Origin of the sequence: Pseudomonas sp. v388 (assembly GCF_003935425.1) — a bacterium.
Lineage (GTDB): Bacteria > Pseudomonadota > Gammaproteobacteria > Pseudomonadales > Pseudomonadaceae > Aquipseudomonas.
In genome coordinates this window covers 705,708-731,222 of the sequence record NZ_RHQN01000002.1, presented here as the reverse complement: position 1 = coordinate 731,222, position 25,515 = coordinate 705,708, and the positions used below count along the sequence as shown (strand labels likewise).

The following is a 25,515-nucleotide window of genomic DNA, read 5'->3' as shown; positions in this document are numbered from 1 at the left end:
CGCTTGCCCTGCCGGATAGGACGAACCGGGAAATTAATTCAAAACTTTTCAGCCTTTCCAAGTCAGGCAAGATTGGCCTGGTAACCTTCCTCGCCGATCAGCTCGATGATCCGTTCTGCCGACAACGAACTGTCGACCTGCACGCGGGCACTGCTGAGGTCGACACTGACATCCGCTGTCGGATCGTCGCCCTTGATCGCTTGAGTCACGGCGCGAACACAGTGCGTGCAGGTCATGCCTTTTACGCTGAATAGCTGCATGGAGTTCTCCTTTCCAGCCTGGGTGTATGGGTAAGGACCGCCATCTTCAACCTTCCCACCATGGCAAGGTCAAGTTTCTGCTTCTTCTGCCGGGCTGGCGTTCGCCGTTGCAGTGGGCCAAGCTTGGCCCATTGACGTATTCAACAGGAGTATCAGCGATGCGCTGGTCAGCATTGAGCCTCTTCGGCATTCTCGGTATTTTGGCGGCTACCCCCAATGTTCAGGCCGACCAGGACTACGGCATCCTGATCATTTCCCGGGAACGCCTCGAAGTGGCGACCTCCTGCGAAATCGGCATCTACATTCAAGACCAACTGGCCGGGCGCCTGTTCCAGGAGGATTCGGTTTCCTTCAACCTGCCGGCCGGCGACGTGTCGGTGCGCTTGCGCAGGCTGCCGGGCAATGTGGTCGGTTGCGAGCCGGGCATGGAAGCGCAAAGCAGCACGCGCATCAGCCTGCGCGCCGGGGATATCGTCAAATACCGCATCGCCACCAGCCTCAACGGCATGTACCTGAAGAAGGCCGAACTCAACTATTGATTCACGCTTGACCTTGCCCTTGTGGCAAGGTTGATCCTTGCCGGCATCAAGCCTTCAAGGAGTGAACAAGATGCAAGACCCTATCGCCTTCGACCTGCCGATCAGCGGCATGACCTGCGCCAGTTGCGCAGGCCGGGTTGAACGGGCACTGGCCAAAGTGCCGGGCGTCAGCAACGTGACCGTCAATCTGGCCAGCGAGCGCGCCCATGTGCTGGCCGAGCCCCAGACCGATCCCGACACCCTGATCGCTGCCGTCACCCACGCCGGTTACGGCGCCACGCTGTTCCAGAATGAAACGCTGGAAGCCGACCGCAAACTTCACCACCTGCGCCGCGAGCGCTGGGCCTTGCTGCTGGCCATCGCCCTGGCGCTGCCGCTGATTCTGCCCATGATCCTGAGCCCGCTGGGCGTGCACTGGATGCTCCCGGCCTGGGCGCAGTTGGCGCTGGCAACACCCGTGCAGTTCATCCTCGGCGCGCGCTTTTATGTCGCGGCCTGGAAGGCCGTCCGCGCCGGCGCCGGGAACATGGACCTGCTGGTCGCCATCGGCACCAGCGCAGGCTACGGCTTGAGCGTCTATCAATGGCTGAACGCCGAACCCGGCAGCACGCCGCACCTGTATTTCGAAGCGTCGGCAGTGGTCATCGCGCTGGTGTTGCTGGGCAAATACCTGGAAAGCCGTGCCAAGCGCCAGACCGCCAGCGCCATCCGAGCCCTGGAAGCGTTGCGCCCTGAACGGGCGTTGCGTGTCATCGATGGCGCTGAACAGGAAGTCGCCATCAGCGAGTTGCGCATCGATGACGTGGTACTGGTCAAACCCGGCGAACGCTTTCCCGTCGACGGCGTGGTGATCGAAGGTCGCAGCCATGCCGATGAAGCGCTGATCAGCGGGGAAAGCCTGCCAGCCGCCAAGCAGCCCGGCGACAAGGTCACCGGCGGTGCTATCAACGGTGAAGGTCGCTTGCTGGTGCAAACCACAGCCTTGGGCGCCGAGACCGTATTGGCACGGATCATTCGTCTGGTGGAAGACGCCCAGGCCGGCAAGGCGCCGATTCAGAAGCTGGTGGATAACGTCAGCCAGGTGTTCGTCCCGGTGGTGCTGGTCATCGCCTTGCTCACCCTCACCGGCTGGATGCTGGCCGGCGCGGCGCTGGAAGCCGCCATCATCAATGCCGTGGCGGTGCTGGTCATCGCCTGCCCCTGCGCCCTGGGCCTGGCGACGCCGACTGCGATCATGGCTGGAACCGGGGTGGCGGCGCGTTACGGGATTCTGATCAAGGACGCCGAGGCATTGGAACGCGCCCATGAAGTCGACGTCGTGGTGTTCGACAAGACCGGTACGCTGACCAGCGGCACACCGCGCATCACCCACATGGCCGCCGCCCAAGGCAATGAAGAACAACTGCTGCAACGCGCCGCAGCCTTGCAGCGCGGCAGCGAGCACCCGCTGGCCAAAGCGGTGCTGGACGTGTGCCGGGAATGGCAACTGCCGCTGGATCATGCCCAAGACAGTCGCGCGCTGAGCGGGCGCGGCGTGGCCGGCACGGTGCAGGGTCATCAACTGGTGCTGGGCAACCGCAGGCTGCTGGAGGAAAGCGGGTTGTCCATGGGCGAGCTGGGCGAATCGGCCCAGGCCTGGGAAGCGGAAGGCCGGACCTTGTCATGGTTGATCGAAACGGCACCCGAGCCTGCGGTGATCGGCGTTTTCGCATTCGGCGATACGCTCAAGCCAGACGCCGACAGCGCCGTGCGCCAACTGACGTCGCGCGGTATCAGTTGCTCGCTGCTGACCGGAGACAACCAGGGCAGCGCCCGGGCCGTGGCGCAGACGCTGGGGATTCACGAGGTCTACGCCGAGGTGTTACCGGCGCAGAAAGCCGAGACCGTGGAGCGGCTGAAGGCCGACCGGGTCGTAGCGATGGTCGGCGACGGCATCAACGATGCGCCGGCCCTGGCGGCAGCCGATATCGGCATCGCCATGGGCGGCGGCACCGATGTTGCGATGCAGGCAGCGGGTATCACGTTGATGCGCGGCGACCCGCGATTGGTCCCGGCGGCGCTGGAGATCAGCCGCAAGACTTACGCCAAGATCCGCCAGAATCTGTTCTGGGCGTTTGTCTTCAACCTGATCGGCATTCCCCTGGCGGCGCTGGGTTATCTCAACCCGGTGCTGGCCGGCGCGGCCATGGCGCTGTCCAGCGTCAGCGTGGTGAGCAATGCCCTGCTGCTCAAGACCTGGAAACCGAAAAACCTGGAGAAAACGCCATGAATATCGGCCAGGCAGCCAAAAACAGTGGCCTGAGCGCCAAGATGATCCGCTACTACGAATCCATTGGTTTGCTGACGGCGGCCCATCGTAGCGACAGCGGCTACCGGCTCTACAGCGAACAGGACCTGCACACGCTGGCGTTCATCAAACGCTCGCGGGATCTGGGGTTTTCCCTGGAGGAAGTGGGCAGGCTGCTGACGCTGTGGCAAGACCGGCAGCGTGCCAGCGCCGACGTGAAGGCTCTGGCGCGGCAGCATATCGCCGAGTTGAATCGCAAGATCGAAGAACTGGCCGGCCTGCGTGACACCCTGCAAGACCTGGTGCAGCACTGCCAGGGCGACGACCGCCCCGATTGCCCGATCCTCAAGGACCTGGCGTCGGGGTGTTGCTGACCTGAATGGAACCGGAATCCGGGGTTGTTGCTGACCTGAGCAGGAGCGCCGCCCGGTCCGCTCCCACGAGTCAGGGACAGACCGTTACTGCATCCACGGCGGCGGCGGTTCTTCGGCGGTTTTGCTCGGCGGGGCGTCGTCGGCGGCGCGGGCGGCCTGACGGCGGGCTTCGTCCAGGCGTGCGGCTTCGATCTCGCGCAATACGCCACCCACGTCGGCTTCTTCCTCCGGATCATCGAACTCACCGGTCAGCACCGTTGACGGTGACAAGGTACCGGCCTGGTAATACGACCACATTTCCTTGGCGTACTTGGTGGTCCGCAGTTCCGGCGCGAAGCGTCCGAAGTAACCGGCCATGTTGCCGACGTCACGCTCCAGCATGCTGAACGCGTGGTTGTTGCCGGCAGCGTCCACCGCTTGCGGCAGATCGATGATGACCGGGCCACTAGGCGCCAGCAGCACGTTGAACTCGGACAAGTCGCCATGCACCAGACCGGCGCACAGCATCAGCACGATCTGTTCGATCAGGAACGCGTGGTACTCGCGTGCCTGATCCGGTTCCAGCACCACATCGTTCAGGCGTGGAGCCGCATCGCCATATTCATCGGCGACCAGTTCCATGAGCAGGACGCCGTCGAGAAAGTCGTAGGGCTTGGGAACCCGGACACCCGCACCGGCCAGCCGGAACAGCGCAGCGACCTCGGCATTCTGCCAGGCGTCTTCGGTCTCCTTGCGGCCGAACTTGGAACCCTTGGCCATGGCGCGAGCCTGGCGGCTGTTGCGCACTTTGCGGCCTTCCTGGTACTCGGCCGCCTGACGGAAACTGCGTTTGTTCGCCTCCTTGTAAACCTTGGCGCACCGCAGCTCATTGCCGCAGCGCACCACATAAACAGCTGCCTCTTTACCACTCATGAGCGGGCGCAGCACCTCGTCGACCAGACCGTCTTCGATCAGGGGTTCAATGCGTTTAGGAGTTTTCATCAGCTTTTATTGAGGGTCCTTTCTTGCCAGTACGGTTGCCGGATACGCGATTGTTGCCGTTATACGGCAATACACCGCCAGCGAGTAGGGGTAGCGTCCGCCCTGTTGACAGGTTTGTATGTCAAGAAGCTCGCAAGCCCCCGGTTTCAAGCACCTTTCGTGCCGTGCGCGGGCAGAAACTACTTGAACAATTCTCCCGGCGTGTAGCCGAACAGTCCTTTGAAGGCGGCGATGAATGCGGAGGTCGAATCGTAACCGCAGGCCAGTGCCGTGTTGGTCACGCTGTCACCCTCTTCCAGCGCACTGAGCGAAGACAGCAACCGCGCCCGCTGGCGCCAGCCCCGAAAACTCAGGCCGGTTTCGCGCTGGAACAAGCGCATCAGGGTTTTCTCGGATGTTCCCATACGGGCCGCCCAGTCATGCAGCGTGATCATCTGGCTGGGGTCTTCGATCAGCTCGTTGCACAACCCCAGCAATCTCGGATGACGAGGCAACGGCAGAGAGAAACCGACCTCGGGCAACTGCGCCAGCTGGTCCAGCAGCACCTGCACCAGCCGCGCCTCCTGGCTGTCGGTTTCCGGATAGGTTGCGGGCAGCAGGCAGAAACTCTTGATCAGCTCCCGGGCCAGCGGCGTGACTTCCAGCACCCGACAGCGAGTGGGCGCCCAGCTGGAGTCCTGGGTGCGCACATACAGGCTGCGCATTTCGGCGCGCATGGAGCTAACCACTTCGTGTTCGACACCGGCAGGAATCCAGACGCCCCACTGCGGCGGTGCGAAAAAACTGCCCTCGGCGGTATGCACACCCAGCACGCCGCTGATCGCATAGGAAAACTGCACCCATTCATGTCGGTGCAACGGCGTCCATGACCCCGCGCGCAGGCTCTCGGCCCGGGCGTAGAGCGGGCGCGGCAGGTCCGACAGCACCGGAATATGCCGCTCGGCCGCCGGGTCATGGGCGGGAATTTGTCCGTTAGTCGGCATGTTATGGCCTTGTGTCGCAAGACGGCTGTTGAACAACAGGGTAGCCTGCGCTCATTCATTCTGACAAAAGTATCTGCGGGCCACCCATGCAAGTATTCAAACATCTCAAGCGCGTCGTCACCGACTGGTTCCTGTGCGGCATGGTCCTGGCCACGGTGCTGGCCTATTTCTTTCCCCACTTCGGCGCAACCGGCGGCGGCATGCATGCCGAGTACGTCGTCAACATCGGCGTATTCGTGGTGTTCTTCCTGCACGGCGTGAACCTGTCCAGTGAACAGGTCGTCAACGGCCTGAAGAACTGGCGCCTGCACCTGATGATCCAGGCGTTCACGTTCATCGTGTTCCCGGTGATCTGGCTGATCTGCGACCTGACGCTCGGCTCCCATGCGCCGGCGCTGCTGATGCTCGGCTTCTTCTACCTCTGCGCACTGCCGTCGACCATTTCGTCCTCCGTGGCCCTCACCGGCACGGCCGGCGGCAATGTTCCGGCGGCAATCCTCAATGCCAGCCTGTCCAGCGTACTGGGCATCTTCATCACGCCGTGGCTGGTCAGCCTGCTGCTGGGCACCGGCGCCGGCGGCATCGACCTGGGTTCGACCCTGCTCAAGCTGTGCGCGATCCTGCTGCTGCCACTGATCCTGGGCCAGTTGATGCGTCCGTTGCTGGGCAAGTTCTTCTCACGCCACAAGAAGTACACCAACCTCATCGACAAGGTGGTAATCCTGCTGCTGGTCTATGCAGCGTTCTGCAACTCGATGCTGTCCGGCCTCTGGGAAAACCAGGGCACCAGCGTGCTGGTGACGGCTTTCGTCGGCACTGCGGTGCTGCTGGCGGTAATCCTGCTGATGACCACTTCGACGGCACGCCTGCTGAAATTCGATCATGGCGACAAGGTCGCGGCCGTGTTCTGCGCCACCAAGAAGTCTCTCGCGGCCGGCGCTCCAATGGCGGCACTGATCTTCGGCAGCAATCCGGGCCTGGGCCTGATCCTGTTGCCGATCATGATCTACCACCCGATGCAGTTGATCGTGTGTTCGGTAATCGCGGAGAACTACGCCAACCGACACAAGCAGCAGTTGTCGGACGCGGCACTGGAAGAAGCGCGGGCGGCCTGATGCCGCGCTACATCAGCCCGTCGTCGTCCAGCATGACCCGGGCGTAAAAGATAATCGCAACCGTGGGAATCAGCGCCGAGTAACCGGGCCTGACCGCCGTACTGAAGCGTGTCAGCAGGCGCTGCACCGGAGCCTGGCGGATCGCACCGAGCAGGTTCCTCAGCGCGCCGGGGTTGCGATCGGCCACCACCAGATCCGTGGCCGAGTCGCGGACCACATCCCCGGAAGCCGCGTCGGCGTCCGCCTGTTTGAACAGTGCCGCCACGGTCAGGCGTTCAGCCAGCGCGTCGATGTGCGCCGCATAGACTTCCCACGGCATGGCCCGAACACTCGTTCGCGGCATTTCGACCAGCGGGTGCCCGGCCGGGAACGCGTGGCGGAAGAAAGACTTGAGCAGCAATTCCTCGACTTCGACGACGGTCGCGCAGTTATGCAATGCGTCGCCCAGTTCGTACTGCCGCGCCAGCATGCCCAGCACGCGGGTGTAGGAAATTCCGCGACGGCGGGCGGCGTTGACCAGGCAGTTCCCGGCGACCAGCTGGAATTCCCGCACGAACGCGTAGGTCAGGTCGGCCTCACTGCCCTTGAGGCTGGTCCAGCGGCTGCTGCGCAAATGCTTGATCGCGGCGTCCAGCAGATACGGCGGCGAGCGCTCCAGTACGCCGTGCAGGTACATGTCCTGCAGGACAGGATCGGAAGGCGTCACCAACGTTACCGGGCTGTCTTTCTGGACGCTGCAACCGCTGAAAGCCGTGGCGATCAGCACTTCCTGCAGGCGCTTCCAGTAATGATGATGCCGGTAACGCGACATGCAGACGTTTTCGAAATGATCGACCGGGCCTCGTCCGAGGCTTCGCTCGCCCAGGTTGAGCAATAGCACATGGTCCTCGGTGGAGTAAGCGTTGATCAGCCGCCCGGCGATACGCCGCTTGAGCACCCGTGCCTGGGCCGCTTCGACTCGCACCGCAGCGCCCATCAGCAACACATCTTCGATTACCAGGCCATGCTCAAGCGGTCGCTCAAGCCCCTTGAGCGCGCTGATGAGCAGGCGGCCGCCTAAAGAATGGCCGATCAGGTTGACCCGTTTCACATCGGGATGATGCTCGAACAGGTAACGATCCAGTTGCTCCAGCAATACCTGGCCCATGGCTTCGGCCCGGACCCGGATTCGGGCGAAGTGGTACGCCCGGTCGCCGGCCAGTGCGGCGGCGCCAGCCAGCGGATGAAAGCGGACGGCGGCCATCAAGAGGCTGCGCGAGCTGTTGTCCAGATGCGCGAAATGGCTCGACGGCCAGAAGGCAAGGATGTTCACGCTCTGACGCAGGGTGGCCGGAATGCTGTTGGCCAGCATGCGCCGGTCATCCAGATCGTGCCCCGCCGAATAGCCGTGAATGAAGATATTGGCGACGCTGCCCGAAGTCTTGGGCAGGGTCAGAAACTTGAAATGATTGTCCACAATGTCCTGTCTCGCCTGTGTCAGGCGGCCTGTCACTGCCTGACGATGTATCGTTTGGCGACCAGCCGAATCAGGCGCAGGCACAGCAAGACGCCCGTGATGGCGATCACGGTCTTGGCGACAAACAGGAAATAACCCTCGATTTCATCGGAGACCAGGCCGACCAACAGGCCCATGCCGGCGATCAGCAGGCCGATCAGCGCCAGTCCGATGTACGGCCGAAGCCAGCGGCTCCTGGCGCCTTTGTCGACCAGATAAAGCAGGGCGCCCATCAGGGTCAGAAGTACCGCCGCGCCAATGATGAGCCCCATGTTTCACCTGCTTGTCAAACCAGCGAAGGCGAGGCGCCAAGGCCCCGCAAGCGGTCGATTATGCCCCCAGGCGAGGCTGCATGGCTATCGGCTCAGCGCTCCAGGATCGCCGTCACACCCTGGCCACCCGCCGCACAGATGGAAATCAATCCGCGTCCCTGCCCTGCGGCGTCCAGCAGTTTGGCCAGATTGGCGACGATGCGCCCGCCTGTTGCTGCGAACGGATGTCCGGCTGCCAGCGAGCTGCCCTTGACGTTGATCCGCGAGCGGTCGATCGACCCCAGCGGTGCCGCAAGACCCAGGCGGCTTTTGCAGTAATCGGCGTCTTCCCAGGCCTTGAGCGTACACAGCACCTGAGCGGCAAAGGCTTCGTGGATTTCGTAATAGTCGAAATCCTGCAACGTCAGGCCGTTGCGCGCCAGCAGGCGTGGCACCGCGTAGACCGGCGCCATCAGCAGACCTTCTTCGCCGCGCACGAAATCCACCGCTGCCGCTTCACCATCCCGCCAGTACGCCAGCACCGGCAGCCCGCGCTCTTTCGCCCACGCTTCACTGGCCAGCAACACCACCGACGCGCCATCGGTCAACGGCGTGGAATTGCCGGCGGTCAGCGTGCCCTTGGCGCTGCGCTCGAACGCCGGCCTGAGACCGGCGAGCTTTTCCAGGGTCAGGTCCGGGCGCAGGTTGTTGTCGCGGGTCAGGTTCAGGTAAGGCGTCATCAGGTCGTTATGCCAGCCCTCAGCGTAAGACGCTGCCATTTTCTGGTGGCTTTCCAGCGCCAGCCGATCCTGTTCCTCGCGAGGGATGCTCCACCGCTGTGCCATCAATTCGCAGTGCTGGCCCATGGACAGGCCGGTGCGCGGCTCACCATTACGTGGCAGCTCCGGCTTCAGGTGGTGCGGACGCAGTTGCGTCAGCACTTTGAGCTTGTCGGCCGTGGTCTTGCTGCGATTGGTCTGCAACAGAATGTTGCGCAGGTCTTCGTTGACCCCGATCGGAGCGTCGGAAGTGGTATCGACGCCGCCTGCGACGCCGCACTCGATTTGCCCCAGCGCGATCTTGTTGGCCACCAGCAGCGCCGCTTCCAGGCCGGTGCCGCACGCCTGCTGGATATCGTAGGCCGGAGTCTGCGCGCTGAGCCGCGAACCGAGCACGCATTCACGGGTCAGGTTGAAATCGCGGGAATGCTTGAGCACAGCGCCGGCCGCCACTTCGCCCAGGCGCAGCCCATGCAGATTGAACCGTTCGATCAGCCCTTCAAGGGCGGCGGTGAGCATTTCCTGATTGCTGGCGGTGGCGTAAGGGCCATTGGAGCGGGCAAACGGAATGCGGTTGCCGCCGACAATGGCGACCCGTCGTGGCCTGTGGGTGGAAGGCTCAGACATGGAAAACTCCCTTTTTTCAAGTGGCTGGATGAACAGCGTAGCCGCGCAAGAACAAACGTCGCTTCGATGTGGTCCACTCCTTTGAACCCGAACCCCAGGAGAGTGTTCCATGCCGTCAGATCGCTATATCAATTTCGCCAACTCCGACATGGGACGTCGCCTGGTGAAAACCGTCGGTCTGCCGGCCCCTGCGCACCTCGAACGGTGGCAGGCCGGACGTCTGCGACCGATCGAAGGCACGCTGCTGATCAGCGCCGGGCCACTGGCCGATCAGGTCCGCCTGTTCGCCCAGCGTCTGACCGACTCGCTCTACAGCTTCGGCAGCGATATGCCCGGCGCTACCGTCTGGGTCGCCAATCAAGGGCCGAAACTCAAGGCGGTAGTCTTCGATGCCAGCCCGCTGCTGCGGACCGACCAGCTCAAGCAATTGCGCGACTTCTTCCAGCCGCTGTTACGCAACCTGGAAAACAGCGCCCATGTGGTAATTCTCGGCCATGCCCCGGCCAGCCTCGATGACCCGCTGGCCGCCAGCACCCAGCAGGCGGTCGAAGGGTTCAGCCGCTCGCTGGCCAAGGAAATGCGCAACGGTGGCACGGTGCAATTGCTGCAGGTGGACGACGGCGCCCAGAACCAGCTCGAAGGCGCGCTGCGTTTCATGCTGTCGCCCAAAAGCGCGTTCATCACCGGGCAAGTCCTGCGCCTGACGGCCTACCCCGCTCAGGTCCAGGACTGGACTCGGCCGCTGGCCGGACAGAAAGCACTGGTTACCGGCGCTGCGCGCGGCATTGGTGCGGCGATTGCCGAGACACTCACCCGCGACGGCGCCGAAGTCGTGCTGCTGGATGTGCCTCAGTCCAGGGCCGATCTGGAAGCACTGGCCGCACGCCTCGGCGGCCGGGCACTGACGCTGGATATCTGCGCCGAGGACGCCGCGACCCAACTGCTGGAACATCTGCCCGACGGCATCGACATCCTGGTGCATAACGCCGGTATTACCCGCGACAAAACCCTGGCCAACATGCCCGAGGATTTCTGGGATTCGGTGCTGTCGGTCAACCTCAATGCGCCCCAGGTGCTGACCCAGGCGCTGCTGGACAACGGCGCGCTGCGCGACAACGCGCGGATCGTACTGATGGCGTCCATCAGCGGCCTGGCCGGCAACCGCGGCCAGACCAACTACACCACCAGCAAGGCGGGCCTGATCGGTTTCGCCCGTGCCCTGGCGCCTGCCTTGCAGCCACGGGGCATGAGCATCAACGCCGTTGCGCCGGGGTTCATCGAAACAGGCATGACCGCCAAGATGCCCTTCACCTTGCGCGAAGCGGGTCGCCGCATGAGTTCGTTGGGCCAGGGCGGTCTGCCGCAGGACGTCGCCGAGGCGGTTGCCTGGTTCAGCCAGCCGGGCAGCGGCGCGATCACAGGCCAAGTGTTGCGCGTCTGTGGCCAAAGCGTGATCGGAGCGTGACCCCGGATCGAGTCGAAGGAGACACATCATGACTGCTCACTGGCGCTACCTCGATTCCCTGCAGCCATTGCCCAATCTGTTCATCCAGGCGGCGCTGCGCCGCAAAGTGACCGGCACCCGACTGCCCGACCTCGGTCTGCGCAGCTGGCTGTCGGTGGATACCGACAAGCTGGCCGCCTACCGCAAGACCTGCGGGTTCGAGGAATCCAGCCTGCTGCCGCCGACCTTTCCCCACGTCCTGGCTTTCCCGCTGCAAATGCAGCTGATGACCGCCAGGGAATTCCCCTTTCCGTTGCTGGGGCTGATCCACGTTGCCAACCGGATTCGCATTCACCGGCCGCTCGGTGGTATCACGCAGCTGTATATCGGCGTGCAGGCCACCGCGTTGCAGGCCCATGCCAAGGGAGCGACTTTCACGCTTGTTACGCAGGTCGAGGACGGACTGGGCCTGCTCTGGGAAGAAGAAAGCACCATGCTGTGCAAGGGCGTGAAGCTGGATGGCCCGGTCCTCGATGAAGCGCAGCCCGCCCGGCTGCCGGTCAGCGAACTGGCGCGCTGGAGCGCTCCGGCGCATATCGGACGGCAGTACGCCAGGGTTTCGGGCGACTACAACCCGATCCACCTGAGCGCACCCAGCGCCCGGTTGTTCGGCTTTCCCAAGGCCATCGCCCACGGCATGTGGCTCAAGGCGCATACCCTGGCAACTCTCGACGATCACCTGCCGGCGTCCAACGTCGAGATCAGCGTGGAGTTTCACAAGCCGGTGCGTCTGCCGGGCGATCTGGTGCTGTCGGCCAGTGCCGCCGGTTCCCACGGCCAGCTGCAGGTGGAAGGCGAACCGGGCATCGTACACATGACCGGCAGCTGGAAGCCGGCTCAGGAATAAATACGCATCCAGGGTGCGGGTGGAAAACCCGCTTGCCTGGCAGCTCGATCCCCCTGAAGCTATGCGCCTTCAGGAGAGCATGATGAACCTCGACGAATTGACCCAACGCCTGCACCGCATCCGCGATCAAAACGACTGGCAGCAGTTCCACAGCCCGAAAAACCTGGCCATGGCCGCCAGCGTCGAGATGGCCGAACTGGTGGAGATTTTCCAGTGGCTGCGCGAAGACCAGTCCCGCGAGCTGCCACCGGAAAAACTGGCCCACGCCGGCCAGGAAGTGGGCGACATCGTGCTTTATCTCTTGCTGCTGTGCAGCGAGCTGGGCCTGGATATGGACGAAGTGGTGCGCAGCAAGCTGGCCGACAGCGAGCGGAGATTCGCCAAGTGAGCGACCGTCATTTCGACCAGTTGGCGACCCGTTTTGCAGAAAAGATCTATGGCGGCGCCAAAGGCGCGATCCGCCTGGCCGTCCTGAAGGCCGACCTGAGCGAAGCACTCCCCCGGCGTTCGTTGCGGGTGCTGGATATCGGCGCGGGATTGGGCCACATGTCGCTGTGGCTGGCTGAGCAAGGCCATCACGTCACCCTGGCCGAACCGGCCGAACCGATGCTCGAAGGCGCCAGGCAGCGCTTCGCCGAAGCGGGCCGAGAGGCGACCTTCATTCATGCGCCGTGGCAGGCATTGCCGGGCCTACTGAGTGAAACCTATGATCTGGTGCTGTGCCACGCCGTGCTGGAATGGCTCGCCGAGCCGTACACCATCCTGCCGGTATTACGCAGCCTGACTCACGATGATGGTTGGTTGTCGCTGGCGTTTTACAACCGTGATGCGCTGATCTATCGCAACCTGCTCAAGGGTCATTTCCGCAAGATGCGCAAGAACGACATGGCGGGCGAGAAGCAGAGCCTGACGCCGCAGCAGCCACTCGACCCACGGGAACTGGCGACGCAACTTGAAGGCATGTGGCAGGTCGAAACCCAGAGTGGCGTCAGGGTGTTCCACGACTACATGCCGGTCGAGTTCCAGGCGCGAGCCGAACTCGATGGTCTGGTGGAAATGGAGCTGGCCCATCGTCGCCACCCGGCCTTTGCCGGTCTGGGTCGTTACCTGCACTGGATCTGCCGTCCGGTGTGACATCCAAGCGGGTGTTTACAGGAGAACACCATGAAACGCTGCCTTGCCTCGCTCGCCCTCGTCTTCACGTTGAGCGCCTGCCAGAGCGACAACCCGTATGTCGCGGACTCCAGGCCCTTGCCACCTGCACCACCACAGGCCGCCAATACCCTGGACATGAGCGCCTACCCTGCACCGCCGCGTGATTACGGCCGCTATCGCAACTGGGCCTGGCTCAACGACCAGCTGCCGCCCGGCACAGCGTGGATGGATTCGGCGCAGGTAGCCGAAGCGGTGAGCAATGGCCTGGACCAGCGCGGCCTGCGGCCGGCGCGCAGTGGTCAAACGGCGGATATCTATGTCAGTGCCGCAACCCGGCAGGAAACCCGGTTGCGTCAGGTGCGCGATTATGATGATTATTACGATCCGTACTACGGCGGCTCGGTCGGCTACGGGCGCTACTCTGGTCATCGCGGGTACGGACAAGGCGGTTATGTCAGCGTGCCGGTGGTGCGCACCTATCAGGTCCAGGTGATGGTCGTGCAGATCAGCCTGTTCGACGCCCGCACCGGGCAACCGGTATGGAGCGCCAGCGCCGATGCATCGAGCAGCGGCAACAAGCAATCCGATCGCGGCAAGGCGTTGCGCCAGGCCGTGCAACAGGCGCTGAACGAGTACCCACCTTCCTGACGTTTCCGGAGAACTGCCATGTTCCGCCATCTGGTTGTGTTGTCATTTGCCGTGCTGCTGAGTGCTTGCCAGAGTTACCGAGTCGACCGCGACTTCGACGCCCAGCGGGATTTCGGCGGCTATCGCAGCTGGAGCTGGAAAGAGCCGGCGGTGCAGTATCAGCCTGACGACCCGCGCTTCAAGGGTGACCTGACCGAACAGCGCATCCGCCAGGCCATCACCGATCAGCTCGAACAGCGCGGGCTGCGCCAGGCGCCTGCGGGCGGCCAGGGCAACTTGAAGGTCCAGGCGTGGCTGATCGTCGAAAATCGCCAACAGATGGTCAGTTCCAATTACGGTGGCGGCTGGGGTCCTTGGGGCGGCTACGGCTATTGGGGGGCGCCGATGACCACTGAAACACGCAATGTGGATTACAAGGTGTCGACCCTGCAGATCGACCTGTTCGACAGCAAGGACGGCAAGCTGGTATGGCGCGGCAGTACCGAACGCATCCTCAGCGACAGCCCGGCCAGCCCCGCCGAGCGCGAAACCGTCGTGCGCACCGTCGTGGCGAAAATCCTGGAGCAGTATCCACCACGGTAAAACACCCCCCCGGTAGGAGCGAGCTTGCTCGCGATCTGGCGCGCAGCGGCAGCAACAATGTTGCCAGTACCTATCAGCCCGCCTTCGCCAAGCTGATTTACAGGTCTGTTACTGACGAATGCACCTGATTACGTCCCTCGCGCTTGGCACGGTACAGGATGCTGTCGGCCTGGGAAGCCAGGCTCAGGCTGTCGTCATCGGGTCCGAGCGCAACCACGCCGGCGCTGAAGGTGCAAAACAGATCGGCAGGCTGGGCCGGGTACTGGATCTCGGCAAACCGGTGGCGGATCTCTTCGAGCACGCTGTGGGCACGCTGGATATCGGTGTCCGGCATTACGATGGCAAACTCTTCACCCCCATAACGCCCGATGAAATCGGTCTTGCGCAGACGCTGCTTCAAGAAAAGCGCCAGGCTCTTGATCACCCGGTCTCCCATTGGATGACCATGGCTGTCGTTGACCTTTTTGAAGTGGTCGATATCCAGCATCGCAAAGCACAACGGCTTGCTCTCGCGCCGCGCGCGAAAACTGCAGTCCTCCAGCAGTTGCAGGATATGGGTGTGGTTGTAGAGGCCGGTCAGGCTGTCGCGAACCATGCGCGACTTCAGGCTCCTGGCCCGGGCCGCGCGGTTGCGTACCGTGGTTACCAGATGCCGGGCCTTGATCGGCTTGGTCAGGAAGTCATCCCCGCCCTCGCTCATTGCATCGAGTTGTTTGTCCTGGTTGTCCTCGGCGGACAGATAGATGATCGGTACGCTCACATACCGATCATTGTGGCGAATGAGTTTCGCCAGTTCAGTGCCGGTACAGCCGGGCATGTACATGTCGAGAATGATCAGATCGGGCTGGAACTCCGCCAACTCGGACATCGCCCGAATCGGATCGAGCAGGATTCGCGTGACGATCCCGGCCGCGTTGAGCGCACGCTCGGTGTGAGCGGCCTGGGCGCGTGAATCATCGATGACCAGCACTTTGTAAGGCTCGTACTGCGCCACGCAGGTAAGTTCTTCGATCTTTTCCAGCAGGCTCGACGCTTCCAGCGCACCCGTCAGAAACGCTTCCCCGCCGGCTCGCACCGCAGCCAGGCGCATGGGTGTATCGGTCTCGTTCAGGCTGAAGAACAGCAGCGGCAGTTTTTGCTCAAGACCTTCCTGGACCTGCGTTGCGAGCGTCAAGCCCTGGCCCGGCGCGGAGAAGTCCACGTCCATGATGATCGCCGCCGGGTGACGCTGCAGCATTGCGGCCTGGAACTCGGCGACGCTGGTCAGTGAAATCGCGGACAGACCGAAAAACTCCAGCTGCTTGGCCAACCGCTCGGCCCGCTCGTGATCCTGCAACACGACATAGACCGGCTTGCGCAACGGCGGCAAGGACGTCTGTTCCAGCTTGTCGCCCTGGCGCAGCCCGGTTCGCGACAGGCGCTGCATCAACCGGCTGAGTTCGGTGATCACATCGCTGGTCAGGCGCCCGCGGTTGGCTTCGACGCTCTCCAGCACCTCATCCAGTTCCCGCGCCAGGGAAAAGTGCTCGACCTGCTCGAAACGCTCTGCGAAGCGCATCAGCTTAAGCGTGGAATCCTTGAGTTCGGCCATGTCCGCGCCCGACCACTCGGACTTCTGCAGACGCTGCCAGGTTTCCAGGATCTGGCGTGCCTGATGAATGACCCGCTGGGCAAAGTGCAGCTTGAGACGGTCGCGATGGGGGTCTTCGGGCTGGGTCATATCCTGACTACTGTGAGGTCGCATAGCGGCACTATGCTAGCATCTTCATCGAGGCCAGTAGAGTGCCGTAAGTCATATAATTGACAGCAAACGAGTGGCGTTCATCCCTGAACATACGCTAACGCGCCAAAAATGGTCATCGGCGCGACAAGCCCGACCAGTAACTACTGAGTAGGATTTTTCATCTGTGACAGTAGGCAAAGCAAACTTTCACGCGCGACCAGGGGTCGGCTCGCCGTAAGCGCATTCTGATTTTTTGCGAAGACGAAACATGGCCGGTCGGGACTGCTAATTTCCCGCCACGCCATCAGGAGTCGCCGCATGAGCCAATGCTTCAAAGACCCCGAATGTGATAACCAAATCCTCGGCCGCAGCGTTCGCGCAGCGGGCGATTGCGAATGCCGGGTGGAACGCCTCTACGACGTCGACACGAAAGTCACCACAGTGCCCGTGCTCACCTGTGATGGCCTGTGGCGAGTCTTCCAGAAAGAAGCGCAAGACATCGTCGCCCCTGGCGGGCAACTGATTGCAAACCCCATCGAACGTAACAAGGCCATCCACAGATGGTGACTCTCACCGGCCAGTGTCAGGCGGTGGAAGCGTCGATTCCCGATATCGCACACGGTGTCAAATGAGACTTCGAGGTGTACGCGGCAGGGTTCACGGATGCGCTCCCCTGCTGAAAACGCCCTCATGAGGAGCGCTACCTCATTTCGTTGGATCTAGCGGCACCATGGGTGCCGCGTCACGCCGACTCTTTTGTACCTCGACAGCCAGACCCTCCCGCTCCATGCACCAACCGCTGCAACTAACTTCAAGCATCATCTGCCCGCAAGCGCTGACTCCACTCAAAAGTAGGAAATGTCCGATAAAGAAGCGCCATTTCACCTCGCTTCAAGTCAGCTCATTCTGGATTTTTAAACTGCCGCTCCAGCGCAGTGTTCGACTGTTAAGGTCGGCGAAAATTTTCTGGAGTACACACGTGCCAACCCCGGTCTTTCTCACTGTCGAAGGAATGGAACAAGGTCTTATCAGCGCAGACGCGCTTGGCGAGGATTCTCTCGGTACCGCCTGGCAGGCCCGGCACAAAGACAAGATTCTCGTCCAGGCGGTCAATCATTCCATTGTCGTGCCGGGCGGTGTGGGCCATGCACGCCGTATGCACAAACCGCTCGTCATCACCAAGCCGCTGGACAAGAGTTCGCCGCTGCTCAATAACGCGCTGTGCGCCGGTGAGCTGCTCAAGACCTGCCGGCTGGAGTGGTATCGAACCACCTTGACCGGCACGCCGCAGCTGTTCTACACCATAGACCTGAGCGAAGCGCTCATTACCGGCATCGATCTGATCATGCCTCACTGCGACAACCCCGCCGCCACGCATTACACCCAGTTCGAACGAGTCCACCTGGCCTACAAACACATCATCTGGAAGCACGAAGCCGGTCGCACCATGGGACTGGATACCTGGCAGGGTGAAGACTGACCATGAAGCTGATTCCGAGCCGTTATGCCTCCATCCACGAACGTGATCACGCCTACCCGGCGCTTGAGGCGCAGGCGTTGGTCGGCGACTCGTTGAACACCGGCGTCCCGCTCGACGGGATGGACAATCTGCGCGGCGATCTGATGAGCAGCCGTGACGAGGACGTCATGGTGCAGCTTGAGAAAGGCGAATGGCTGCTGGTCAAGGACCAGGCCTACCACTTTGACTGGGGGCGATTCGACAAGGCCGCGCAGGAACAGAAAACCGCGCAACGGGTGAGAGCGTTGAGCAGAAAGCCGTTGCCCGAGAAGACTGTCGAGAAGTTCGTGGCCCTCGTTCAAGACAGCATAACCGGCGAGCCGCTGGCGAACCGCAAGGTGCGCTTTGTCATGGGCCAGGAAAGCAGCGTGCGCAAGACCGACAGCCTGGGCGTTGCCTATCTGTCTCCCGCGCCACCTCCGCAGTCGATTGCGATGCTGCAGATTCACCTCGCCGACTGACCTGCGGAACACCTGCCTTGCGGGCACCACGGGCGGTCCGTGCCCTTCCAGAAAAGCAGCCCCAATCTGCCCGCCAAACCGCACATTGCGGTAAGGTTGCTGTCGAACGCCACGTGAAGCATTCAACCCAAGACCGAAAGGACCTCTACCATGCTGGATTGGAAGAACCGTGCAGGCAGCGCGGGTAATCGCACCGCTGACACTTCGTCGGGCAAGAGACGCGGTTATCTGGGCAATCTTTTCTACAGCCGTGCGTTGGGGTCTCTGATCCTGATCTACCTGCTCGTCACGCTGGTGATCGGCTGGTACTGGAGCAAGGAGCCTGCGCTGTTTCCGGTGCAGCAGAATGCCCAGGCCGCGGCCGAACGGGAAGGCAAGCAGATCGTGATCGGCTACACCACGGTCGAGACGCTCAAGAGCGTCACCCGCACCTTGCTGGAAAAACGTGGCGGTTACCTGTCCAACGACCGCATGCCGCCGGGCATCTGGCTGGACAACATCCCGAGCTGGGAATACGGCGTGCTGGTGCAGGTGCGCGACCTGAGCCGTGCGCTGCGCAAGGACTTTGCCCGTTCGCAGTCGCAATCGGCGGAAGACGGCGATCTGGCGCGTGCCGAGCCGCTGTTCAACTTCGACAACCGCAGTTGGGTGCTGCCTTCCAGCGAATCGCAGTACACCGACGGCATCAATGCCTTGAGTCGTTATCAGGCGCGCCTGTCTGATCCGAATCAGAAAGGTGCGCTGTTTTATGCGCGCGCCGACAACCTCAACAACTGGCTGGGCGACGTAGGCACTCGTCTGGGGTCTTTGTCCCAGCGCCTGTCGGCCAGCGTCGGTCGGGTCAAGCTCAACAGCACCCTGAAAACCGAAGCCATCGAGTCGGTCAAGCCGGGCGAAGTGCCGCAGGTCGACGAGGAAATCGTCGAAACGCCATGGCTGCAGGTGGACAACGTCTTCTATGAAGCGCGTGGTCAGGCCTGGGCGCTGTCGCATCTGCTGCGCGCCATCGAAGTCGACTTTGCCGATGTGCTGGCAAAGAAAAACGCCACGGTCAGCGTGCGGCAGATCATTCGTGAGCTGGAAGCTTCCCAGGAAGGCCTGTGGAGCCCGATGGTCCTGAACGGCAGCGCCTTCGGCATCTTTGCCAACCACTCGCTGGTCATGGCCAACTACATCTCGCGCGCCAACGCGGCGGTCATCGACCTCCGTCAGTTGCTGTCCCAAGGCTGATGTCTGCTTCCTCGAACGAGGCTGCGCACCGCGCCGCCTCGGACGCCGAACGGATCGCCTGGGTCGACGAGCAGGACAACCTGCGCGGGTCGCTGCCCAGAGCCGAGCTGCGCGAACGTGACCTGATCGGGCGCGCCACCTACATCCTGCTGTTCAACGGTGCCGGGGAACTGTGCGTGCATCGCCGCACGCTCAGCAAAGCGATCTATCCCGGCTATTGGGATGTGGCGGCCGGCGGCATGGTCCAGGCCGAAGAAAGCTACGCCGAGTCCGCTGCCCGCGAGCTGGAAGAAGAACTGGGCGTTGGTGGCGTCGAATTACAGGCCCACGAACGGTTTTTCTTCGACGAACCGGGCAACCGGGTCTGGTGTGCGGTGTTCTCGGCGGTATCCGATGGCCCGTTGCGCTTGCAGCCCGAAGAAGTACTGGAGGCACGCTTCATGCCCTTGACCGAGGTGCTGCGTCATACCCAGCAAACGCCTTATTGCCCCGACTCGCTGGCGGCGTTGAAACGCTACATGGAGCACGTCGCAAATGTTGAGTAAATTGGCGCATTCAGCCCCTTAGCAATCAGACTATTTGTCGTTACACTGCGCGACCTTTTCAAACTGGGTCGGCCTTGCCGCTCCCATAGCGCTGCCCCTGCCAGAGTGGGGCTTCGCGGTCGTGGCTCAATGCTGAGCCAGGCCCATCTTCAGTCCTCAACAAGAGGATTTCCCGTGGCTAAAAAAGCCGCTTCCTTCGCCGCCCTGGGCGGCCTGGTATTTTCCACCGACGCCGGACGCCACTGCCCCGATTGCCGTCAACCTGTCGATGCCTGCACCTGCAAGCAGACCGTCATTCCCGAAGGTGACGGAATCGCGCGCGTGCGTCGCGAAAGCAAGGGCCGTGGCGGCAAGACGGTGACCACCATCACCGGCGTACCGCTGGCCGAAGAGGCCCTCAAGGATCTGGCCAAGGCGCTCAAGCAACGCTGCGGCACCGGCGGCTCGTTGAAAGACGGCGTCATCGAAATTCAGGGCGACCACGTCGAGCTGTTGCTGGCCGAACTGGTCAAGAAAGGTTTCAAGGCCAAGAAGTCCGGCGGCTGACACAGCGTCATGGCCGATGGCGAACGAAATCGTCATTTCCAATCTCTACACTGCGTCCAGCTGCATTCCGGTTGGCGCCACATGACTTTTTAAAGGGGACTTCGATGTCCGTACGACGCACACGCAAAGACGACGGCAGCCAATGGACAGTGGCCGACAGCCGCAGTGTTTATGGCATTCGCCACTGGGGCGCCGGTTATTTTGCGATCAACGAAGCCGGTCGCGTTGAAGTACGCCCCAACGGTCCGGGCAGCTCGCCCATCGATTTGTACGAGCAGGTCGACCAACTGCGCAAAAGCGGCCTGTCGCTGCCGCTTCTGGTGCGCTTCCCTGACATCCTGCAGGACCGCGTGCGTCAGCTGACCGGCGCGTTCGACGCCAATATTGCGCGCCTGGAATACCAGAGCCAGTACACGGCGCTGTATCCGATCAAGGTCAACCAGCAGGAAGCGGTGGTGGAAAACATCATCGCCACCCAGAACGTGTCCATCGGCCTTGAAGCCGGTTCCAAGCCCGAACTGATGGCCGTGCTGGCGCTGGCGCCGAAAGGCGGCACCATCGTGTGCAACGGTTACAAGGACCGTGAGTTCATCCGCCTGGCCTTGATGGGCCAGAAGCTGGGCCACAACGTGTTCATCGTGATCGAGAAGGAATCCGAGGTCGAGCTGGTGATCGAGGAAGCCGCCGAGCTGAAGGTCGCGCCTCAGGTCGGCCTGCGGGTTCGGCTGTCGTCGCTGGCGTCGAGCAAATGGGCCGACACCGGTGGCGAGAAATCCAAGTTCGGGCTGTCCGCCGCGCAACTGCTGTCGGTGGTCGAGCGCTTCCGCAAGGCCGGGCTGGATCAGGGCATCCGTTTGCTGCACTTCCACATGGGTTCGCAGATCGCCAACCTGGCGGACTACCAGCACGGTTTCAAGGAAGCGATCCGCTACTACGGCGAACTGCGCAACCTCGGCCTGCCGGTGGATCACATCGACGTCGGCGGCGGCCTGGGTGTCGACTACGACGGCACGCATTCGCGCAACGCCAGCTCGATCAACTACGACATGGACGATTACGCCGGTGTCGTGGTCGGCATGCTCAAGGAATTCTGCAATGCGCAGGGCCTGCCGCATCCGCACATTTTCTCGGAGAGCGGCCGCTCGCTGACCGCGCACCACGCCATGCTGGTGGTGCAGGTCACCGACGTCGAGAAGCACAACGACGAAGTACCGGAAATCGCCGACAAGGAAAGCCTGCCGGAAACCCTGCAATGGCTGGTGGACCTGCTCGGCCCGACCGACATCGAGATGGTTACCGAAACCTACTGGCGCGCCACGCACTACATGAGCGACATCGCCGCCCAGTATGCTGACGGCAAGATTACCCTGGCGCAGAAAGCGCTCGGCGAGCAGTGCTATTTCGCTGTGTGCCGTCGCCTGCACAACTCGTTGAAGGCGCGCCAGCGTTCCCATCGCCAGGTGCTGGACGAACTCAACGACAAGCTGGCCGACAAGTACATCTGCAACTTCTCGGTATTCCAGAGCCTGCCCGACACCTGGGCCATCGGCCAGGTGTTGCCGATCCTGCCGCTGCATCGCCTGGGCGAAGAACCGTTGCGTCGTGCCGTGCTGCAAGACCTGACCTGCGATTCGGACGGCAAGATCAAGCAGTACGTCGACGAGCAGAGCATCGAGACCAGCCTGCCGGTTCACGGCCTGAATCCTGGCGAGGACTACCTGCTGGGTATCTTCCTGGTCGGCGCCTATCAGGAAATCCTCGGCGACATGCACAACCTGTTCGGTGACACCGACTCGGTGAACATCTATCAGAATCCGGACGGCAGCGTGTACCACGCCGGTATCGAGACTCACGACACCATCGAAGACATGCTGCGCTACGTGCACTTGTCGCCGGAAGAACTGATGACCCATTACCGGGACAAGGTCGCCAGCGCCAAGATCACCCCGCGCGAACGCACTTACTACCTCGACGCCTTGCGCCTGGGCTTGACCCGCTCGTCCTATCTGTCGTCCTGACACCCTCGTAGTACCTGATCGTTCTCACGCGTCCTGCGTGGGAACGGTCACTTCCGTCTGTAGGCAACTTCCTTTTCCGCCATTGGCTCTCTACCCCGCCGGTCTTCTCGGCCAGAATCCCCGACCGCATTCCCGGTAGAGAATCACCGCCATGTACGATCCAGCCAGCGTGCCGTTCTTTCGTTTGGAGATCGCCCGGCTGCGCCGTCACTTCGCCGTCCTGTGGTTGCGCGGCACGGAAGCGATCAGCCAGCCCTATACGTTCGAGCTTGAAATCACCCACCAGGGCGCAGCCGTAGACCCGGCAAGCCTGATGTACAAATCGGTTTTCCTCAGTTTCAAGGGCAGCGGCGTGGGGTTTCACGGGCAGATCCACTCCATTACCCGCAGCCACTATCGGGCCGGGCCGGCCTGTTACCGATTGCAGGTCGGGCCGCGCCTGGCGTGTCTTGACCAGCGCTGCCAGTCGCGCCATTTCCAGCAGCTGACGGCGCCGCAGATCATCGCCCGGATCCTTGAAGAACACGGTGTGCGCGACTACCGCTTCGAACTCAAGAGCGACTGCCGCGTGCGCGAGCTGTGTACCCAATACCAGGAAACCGATCTGCAACTGATCCAGCGTCTGTGCCACGAAGAAGGCCTGCACTACCACTTCTGCCACTCGCGGGAAGAGCACGAGATGATCATCGGCGACGGCCTGCGCGGTTTCGCCCGCAGCCCGGCCGCGCCCTGGCGGCGGATACCGCAGCGCGCCGGCGTCACCCACTTCGCGGTTGCTACCAGCGGTGACGACACGCCCGGCAGTCGCGCCGGCGAACAGGCCGAAGGCGCCAGCACCCTGCCGTTCGTCAGGGCCGGGCAATTGCTGCCGCTGATCGAGCACCCGGTCGCGGAGTGGAACCACATGTGGCTCGTCACGAAAGTTGAACACCACGCGCCCGCCAGCGGCGAACACGCCGTGCGCCACGATGCCTATTCCAACCGGTTTCAGGCCATTCCGTGGGAGGTGGGCTTTGTCGCCTCCCAGGCGCCGTCACGGCGCAGCCCGCCGGACCTGCGCCGCGCCTGGGTCTTGGGGGCGCCTGGTGAAGAAGCCGAGCGCGACCGCTATCGTCGCGTCCGCGTGCAGTTCGACAAGGACGGTGAGGGTCTGGGCGCGCGCTACGGCGATTGCTGGCTACCGCTGGCGCCGGGACTGGACCTGCCGGTGCGCGGCGGCATGGCGGTGGCGGTCGGTTTCCTCGGCGGCGACATGGACCGCCCGCTGATCGTCGCCGGGCTGGATACCCCGCCGCACCGACCGACGTCCTCCCAACCACGGCAAGCCGTGGAACCCGACAGCGTGTGCATGCAGCTGGACTGGCAGATGCTGCTGGGCGAGAAGCGCAGCCTGCGTCTCGACGGCGGGCCGACGCTGGACCTGCACGCCGACAGCGAACTGACCGTGCAGGTTGGTGCCAGCCGGATTCGCCTCGACGCGCGTGGCCTGACGCTGATCAGCCCGCGGGTGACCTTTGCCAGCCAGCCGGAGTCAGCGCGCGAACCAGCCATCGTTGCGGCTCAGGCGCCAGGCGACGGTTCCCAGGCTCAAGCCACGCACCAGAGTGAACACCAGGAAGGTCAGCCATAACGCGTGGTTGCCCTGACTGCTGGCCAGGAAGGCGACCGGTGCGATCACCGCCACACTCACCAGCATGGCATTGCGCATCTCACGGGCGCGGGTCGCACCGATGAACAGGCCGTCGAGCAGGTAACTCCATACCGCCAGCAGCGGCATCATCGCCAGATATGGCAGGTAAATGCCTGCGGTCTCGCGCACCTCGGGTATGTCGGTCTGCAGGGCGATGAACAGGTGCCCACCGATCAGGAACAGCAAGGCAAACGCCACGCTGGCGATCAACGACCAGCCGCCCGCCACCACCAGTGAACGACGCAGGGTCGTGCGGTCACGCGCACCGATGGCGTGGCCGCACAGCGCCTCGACCGCATGGGCCAGCCCATCCAGCGCGTGGGAGGTCAGCAGCAGCCCGTTGAGCAGCAGCGCATTGGCAGCCACCGTCGCGTCGCCCAGCCGAGCGCCCTGCACCGTGATCAGGAACATGACCGATTGCAGCGCCAGGGTACGCAGGAAAATATCCCGATTGACCGCCAGCAAAGGCCGCCAGCTGCGCCAGAACTTCAAGGCTGCCCAGGCAATCTGCCCCGGCCAGGCGCGCAAGGCTTTGCTGGTCAGGAACAGCCCCAGCAGCATGCCGGTCCATTCGGCCAGTACCGACGCCCGCGCCGAACCCACTACACCCCAATCCAGGCCCAATACGAACCACAGGTTCAGAGCGATATTCACCAGGTTGGTGGTCAGCAGGATCGCCAGTGGCGCCCGGGCATTCTGCGTACCGAGAAACCATCCCACCAGCGTATAACCGGCCAGTGCCGCCGGCAGGCCGAACAGGCGGGTGTGGAAGAAATCCAGGGTCATCTGTTGCAGATCGGCCGATGGCTGCATCATTGCCAGCGCCAGGTGACTGAACGGCAGCGCCACCAACGCCAGCAGCATCGCCAGGCCGAACGCCAGCAACAGGCCCTGCAGCAGGATCTGACGCAACGCTGCGCCGTCATTGCGCCCCGCCGCCTGGGCTGCGAAACCGGTGGTGCCCATGCGCAGAAAACCCATCGCCCAGGCCAGGAAGGTATAGAGCGTCGCGCCCACCGCAACCGCGCCCAACTGATGGGCATGAGGCAGATGGCCGATCACGGCGCTGTCGACCAGCGCGACCAGCGGCACCGAGATATTGGACAGAATCATGGGCGCGGCCAGCGCCCAGACGCGACCGTGGGTGGGGCGATGACGCCAATCGGTTAACAGCTTGGACATGAGGACTCCCGGCAAGGCGCGCATTGTAGCGCCGAGGCGCGGAAAATAAGGCTACGACACGTTCAAAAACTTCCTACATCGCAGCTGAGAACGCAGTCACAAACCTGAGGTCAAATCGCCGAATTTGTCTCTGTATGTAACGGTGACTGCTATATAGTCACCGCCTCTCAACTG

General features: G+C 62.7%; 26 protein-coding genes. 18 read left to right on the top strand and 8 right to left on the bottom strand.

Going from position 1 to position 25,515, the window contains the following annotated elements; translation table 11 throughout:
* Window positions 1-62 precede the first annotated feature (62 nt).
* Window positions 63-260 (bottom strand): heavy-metal-associated domain-containing protein, encoded by a 198-nt coding sequence (locus tag EGJ27_RS07415; RefSeq protein ID WP_125830077.1) that lies wholly within the window; start codon window positions 258-260, stop codon window positions 63-65.
* 158 nt (window positions 261-418) lie between these two features.
* Here EGJ27_RS07415 and EGJ27_RS07410 point away from each other — a divergent pair, with 158 nt between their 5' ends.
* The 3 genes from EGJ27_RS07410 (at window position 419) to cueR (ending at window position 3,460) form a co-directional block, all read left to right on the top strand.
* Window positions 419-799 (top strand): hypothetical protein, encoded by a 381-nt coding sequence (locus EGJ27_RS07410; protein ID WP_125830076.1) that lies wholly within the window; start codon window positions 419-421, stop codon window positions 797-799.
* Window positions 800-869: 70 nt separating this feature from the next.
* Entirely contained in the window at window positions 870-3,068 is a 2,199-nt protein-coding gene (locus EGJ27_RS07405) for a cation-translocating P-type ATPase (protein WP_125830075.1), read from the top strand.
* On the top strand, window positions 3,065-3,460 hold the full coding sequence (cueR, locus tag EGJ27_RS07400; RefSeq protein ID WP_125830074.1) for a Cu(I)-responsive transcriptional regulator: 396 nt from the start codon (window positions 3,065-3,067) through the stop codon (window positions 3,458-3,460). The genes EGJ27_RS07405 and cueR overlap by 4 nt, the downstream gene beginning before the upstream one ends.
* 84 nt (window positions 3,461-3,544) lie before the next feature.
* Here the strand turns inward: cueR and EGJ27_RS07395 are convergent, their stop codons facing one another.
* Both EGJ27_RS07395 and EGJ27_RS07390 read right to left on the bottom strand, forming a co-directional pair.
* A complete protein-coding gene (locus EGJ27_RS07395; protein ID WP_125830073.1) occupies window positions 3,545-4,441 on the bottom strand; it encodes a PA4780 family RIO1-like protein kinase in 897 nt (298 codons plus the stop codon).
* Window positions 4,442-4,620: 179 nt separating this feature from the next.
* A complete protein-coding gene (locus EGJ27_RS07390; RefSeq protein ID WP_125830072.1) occupies window positions 4,621-5,424 on the bottom strand; it encodes a helix-turn-helix transcriptional regulator in 804 nt (267 codons plus the stop codon).
* A gap of 86 nt (window positions 5,425-5,510) precedes the next feature.
* Between EGJ27_RS07390 and EGJ27_RS07385 the strand changes: the two genes are divergently transcribed.
* Window positions 5,511-6,539, top strand: coding sequence for a bile acid:sodium symporter family protein (locus EGJ27_RS07385; RefSeq protein WP_125830071.1), 1,029 nt, complete (start codon window positions 5,511-5,513; stop codon window positions 6,537-6,539).
* 7 nt (window positions 6,540-6,546) lie between these two features.
* Here EGJ27_RS07385 and EGJ27_RS07380 read toward each other — a convergent pair whose 3' ends face one another.
* From EGJ27_RS07380 to EGJ27_RS07370, 3 genes are all read right to left on the bottom strand, one after another.
* Entirely contained in the window at window positions 6,547-7,995 is a 1,449-nt protein-coding gene (locus EGJ27_RS07380) for a DUF726 domain-containing protein (protein ID WP_125830070.1), read from the bottom strand.
* Window positions 7,996-8,027: 32 nt separating this feature from the next.
* On the bottom strand, window positions 8,028-8,306 hold the full coding sequence (locus EGJ27_RS07375; protein ID WP_125830069.1) for a hypothetical protein: 279 nt from the start codon (window positions 8,304-8,306) through the stop codon (window positions 8,028-8,030).
* A gap of 92 nt (window positions 8,307-8,398) precedes the next feature.
* Window positions 8,399-9,691: an acetyl-CoA C-acetyltransferase gene (locus EGJ27_RS07370; protein ID WP_125830068.1), complete on the bottom strand. Its 1,293-nt coding sequence runs from the start codon at window positions 9,689-9,691 to the stop codon at window positions 8,399-8,401.
* A 109-nt stretch (window positions 9,692-9,800) separates the two neighbouring features.
* On the opposite strand from EGJ27_RS07370, the gene EGJ27_RS07365 reads away from it, so the two are divergent.
* The 6 genes from EGJ27_RS07365 to EGJ27_RS07340 all read left to right on the top strand — a co-directional run bounded on the left by EGJ27_RS07365 (window position 9,801) and on the right by EGJ27_RS07340 (window position 14,427).
* Window positions 9,801-11,156 (top strand): 3-oxoacyl-ACP reductase, encoded by a 1,356-nt coding sequence (locus EGJ27_RS07365; protein ID WP_125830067.1) that lies wholly within the window; start codon window positions 9,801-9,803, stop codon window positions 11,154-11,156.
* A gap of 28 nt (window positions 11,157-11,184) precedes the next feature.
* Window positions 11,185-12,042, top strand: coding sequence for a MaoC/PaaZ C-terminal domain-containing protein (locus EGJ27_RS07360; protein WP_177522964.1), 858 nt, complete (start codon window positions 11,185-11,187; stop codon window positions 12,040-12,042).
* 82 nt (window positions 12,043-12,124) lie between these two features.
* Window positions 12,125-12,430 (top strand): MazG-like family protein, encoded by a 306-nt coding sequence (locus EGJ27_RS07355; protein ID WP_125830065.1) that lies wholly within the window; start codon window positions 12,125-12,127, stop codon window positions 12,428-12,430.
* On the top strand, window positions 12,427-13,176 hold the full coding sequence (locus tag EGJ27_RS07350) for a methyltransferase domain-containing protein (protein ID WP_125830064.1): 750 nt from the start codon (window positions 12,427-12,429) through the stop codon (window positions 13,174-13,176). The genes EGJ27_RS07355 and EGJ27_RS07350 overlap by 4 nt, the downstream gene beginning before the upstream one ends.
* A 30-nt stretch (window positions 13,177-13,206) precedes the next feature.
* Window positions 13,207-13,845, top strand: coding sequence for a DUF4136 domain-containing protein (locus EGJ27_RS07345; RefSeq protein ID WP_125830063.1), 639 nt, complete (start codon window positions 13,207-13,209; stop codon window positions 13,843-13,845).
* Window positions 13,846-13,863: 18 nt separating this feature from the next.
* On the top strand, window positions 13,864-14,427 hold the full coding sequence (locus EGJ27_RS07340; RefSeq protein ID WP_125830062.1) for a DUF4136 domain-containing protein: 564 nt from the start codon (window positions 13,864-13,866) through the stop codon (window positions 14,425-14,427).
* Between the two features lie 97 nt (window positions 14,428-14,524).
* Here EGJ27_RS07340 and EGJ27_RS07335 read toward each other — a convergent pair whose 3' ends face one another.
* Window positions 14,525-16,147 (bottom strand): PleD family two-component system response regulator, encoded by a 1,623-nt coding sequence (locus EGJ27_RS07335; RefSeq protein WP_125830061.1) that lies wholly within the window; start codon window positions 16,145-16,147, stop codon window positions 14,525-14,527.
* A gap of 321 nt (window positions 16,148-16,468) precedes the next feature.
* On the opposite strand from EGJ27_RS07335, the gene EGJ27_RS07330 reads away from it, so the two are divergent.
* The 8 genes from EGJ27_RS07330 (at window position 16,469) to EGJ27_RS07295 (ending at window position 24,099) form a co-directional block, all read left to right on the top strand.
* Entirely contained in the window at window positions 16,469-16,717 is a 249-nt protein-coding gene (locus EGJ27_RS07330; RefSeq protein WP_125830060.1) for a hypothetical protein, read from the top strand.
* A 412-nt stretch (window positions 16,718-17,129) separates the two neighbouring features.
* Window positions 17,130-17,630 carry an Hcp family type VI secretion system effector gene (locus EGJ27_RS07325; RefSeq protein WP_125830059.1) on the top strand — a complete coding sequence of 167 codons (501 nt, stop codon included), beginning with the start codon at window positions 17,130-17,132 and terminating at the stop codon, window positions 17,628-17,630.
* A 2-nt stretch (window positions 17,631-17,632) separates the two neighbouring features.
* Entirely contained in the window at window positions 17,633-18,130 is a 498-nt protein-coding gene (locus EGJ27_RS07320) for a hypothetical protein (RefSeq protein WP_125830058.1), read from the top strand.
* 150 nt (window positions 18,131-18,280) lie between these two features.
* On the top strand, window positions 18,281-19,360 hold the full coding sequence (locus tag EGJ27_RS07315) for a DUF2333 family protein (protein ID WP_125830057.1): 1,080 nt from the start codon (window positions 18,281-18,283) through the stop codon (window positions 19,358-19,360).
* Window positions 19,360-19,905 carry an NUDIX hydrolase gene (locus tag EGJ27_RS07310; protein ID WP_125830056.1) on the top strand — a complete coding sequence of 182 codons (546 nt, stop codon included), beginning with the start codon at window positions 19,360-19,362 and terminating at the stop codon, window positions 19,903-19,905. The genes EGJ27_RS07315 and EGJ27_RS07310 overlap by 1 nt, the downstream gene beginning before the upstream one ends.
* 174 nt (window positions 19,906-20,079) lie before the next feature.
* Window positions 20,080-20,451 carry a translation initiation factor Sui1 gene (locus tag EGJ27_RS07305; RefSeq protein ID WP_125830055.1) on the top strand — a complete coding sequence of 124 codons (372 nt, stop codon included), beginning with the start codon at window positions 20,080-20,082 and terminating at the stop codon, window positions 20,449-20,451.
* Between the two features lie 104 nt (window positions 20,452-20,555).
* Complete coding sequence (gene speA / locus EGJ27_RS07300) at window positions 20,556-22,469, top strand: arginine decarboxylase (protein WP_125830054.1); 1,914 nt, start codon at window positions 20,556-20,558, stop codon at window positions 22,467-22,469.
* 151 nt (window positions 22,470-22,620) lie between these two features.
* A complete protein-coding gene (locus EGJ27_RS07295; protein WP_125830053.1) occupies window positions 22,621-24,099 on the top strand; it encodes a contractile injection system protein, VgrG/Pvc8 family in 1,479 nt (492 codons plus the stop codon).
* Here EGJ27_RS07295 and EGJ27_RS07290 read toward each other — a convergent pair.
* The gene (locus tag EGJ27_RS07290) at window positions 24,001-25,341 is read right to left on the bottom strand and encodes an MATE family efflux transporter (RefSeq protein ID WP_125830052.1); all 1,341 of its coding nucleotides are present in this window, start codon (window positions 25,339-25,341) and stop codon (window positions 24,001-24,003) included. The two genes, EGJ27_RS07295 and EGJ27_RS07290, sit on opposite strands and share 99 nt — an antisense overlap.
* Window positions 25,342-25,515 lie beyond the last annotated feature (174 nt).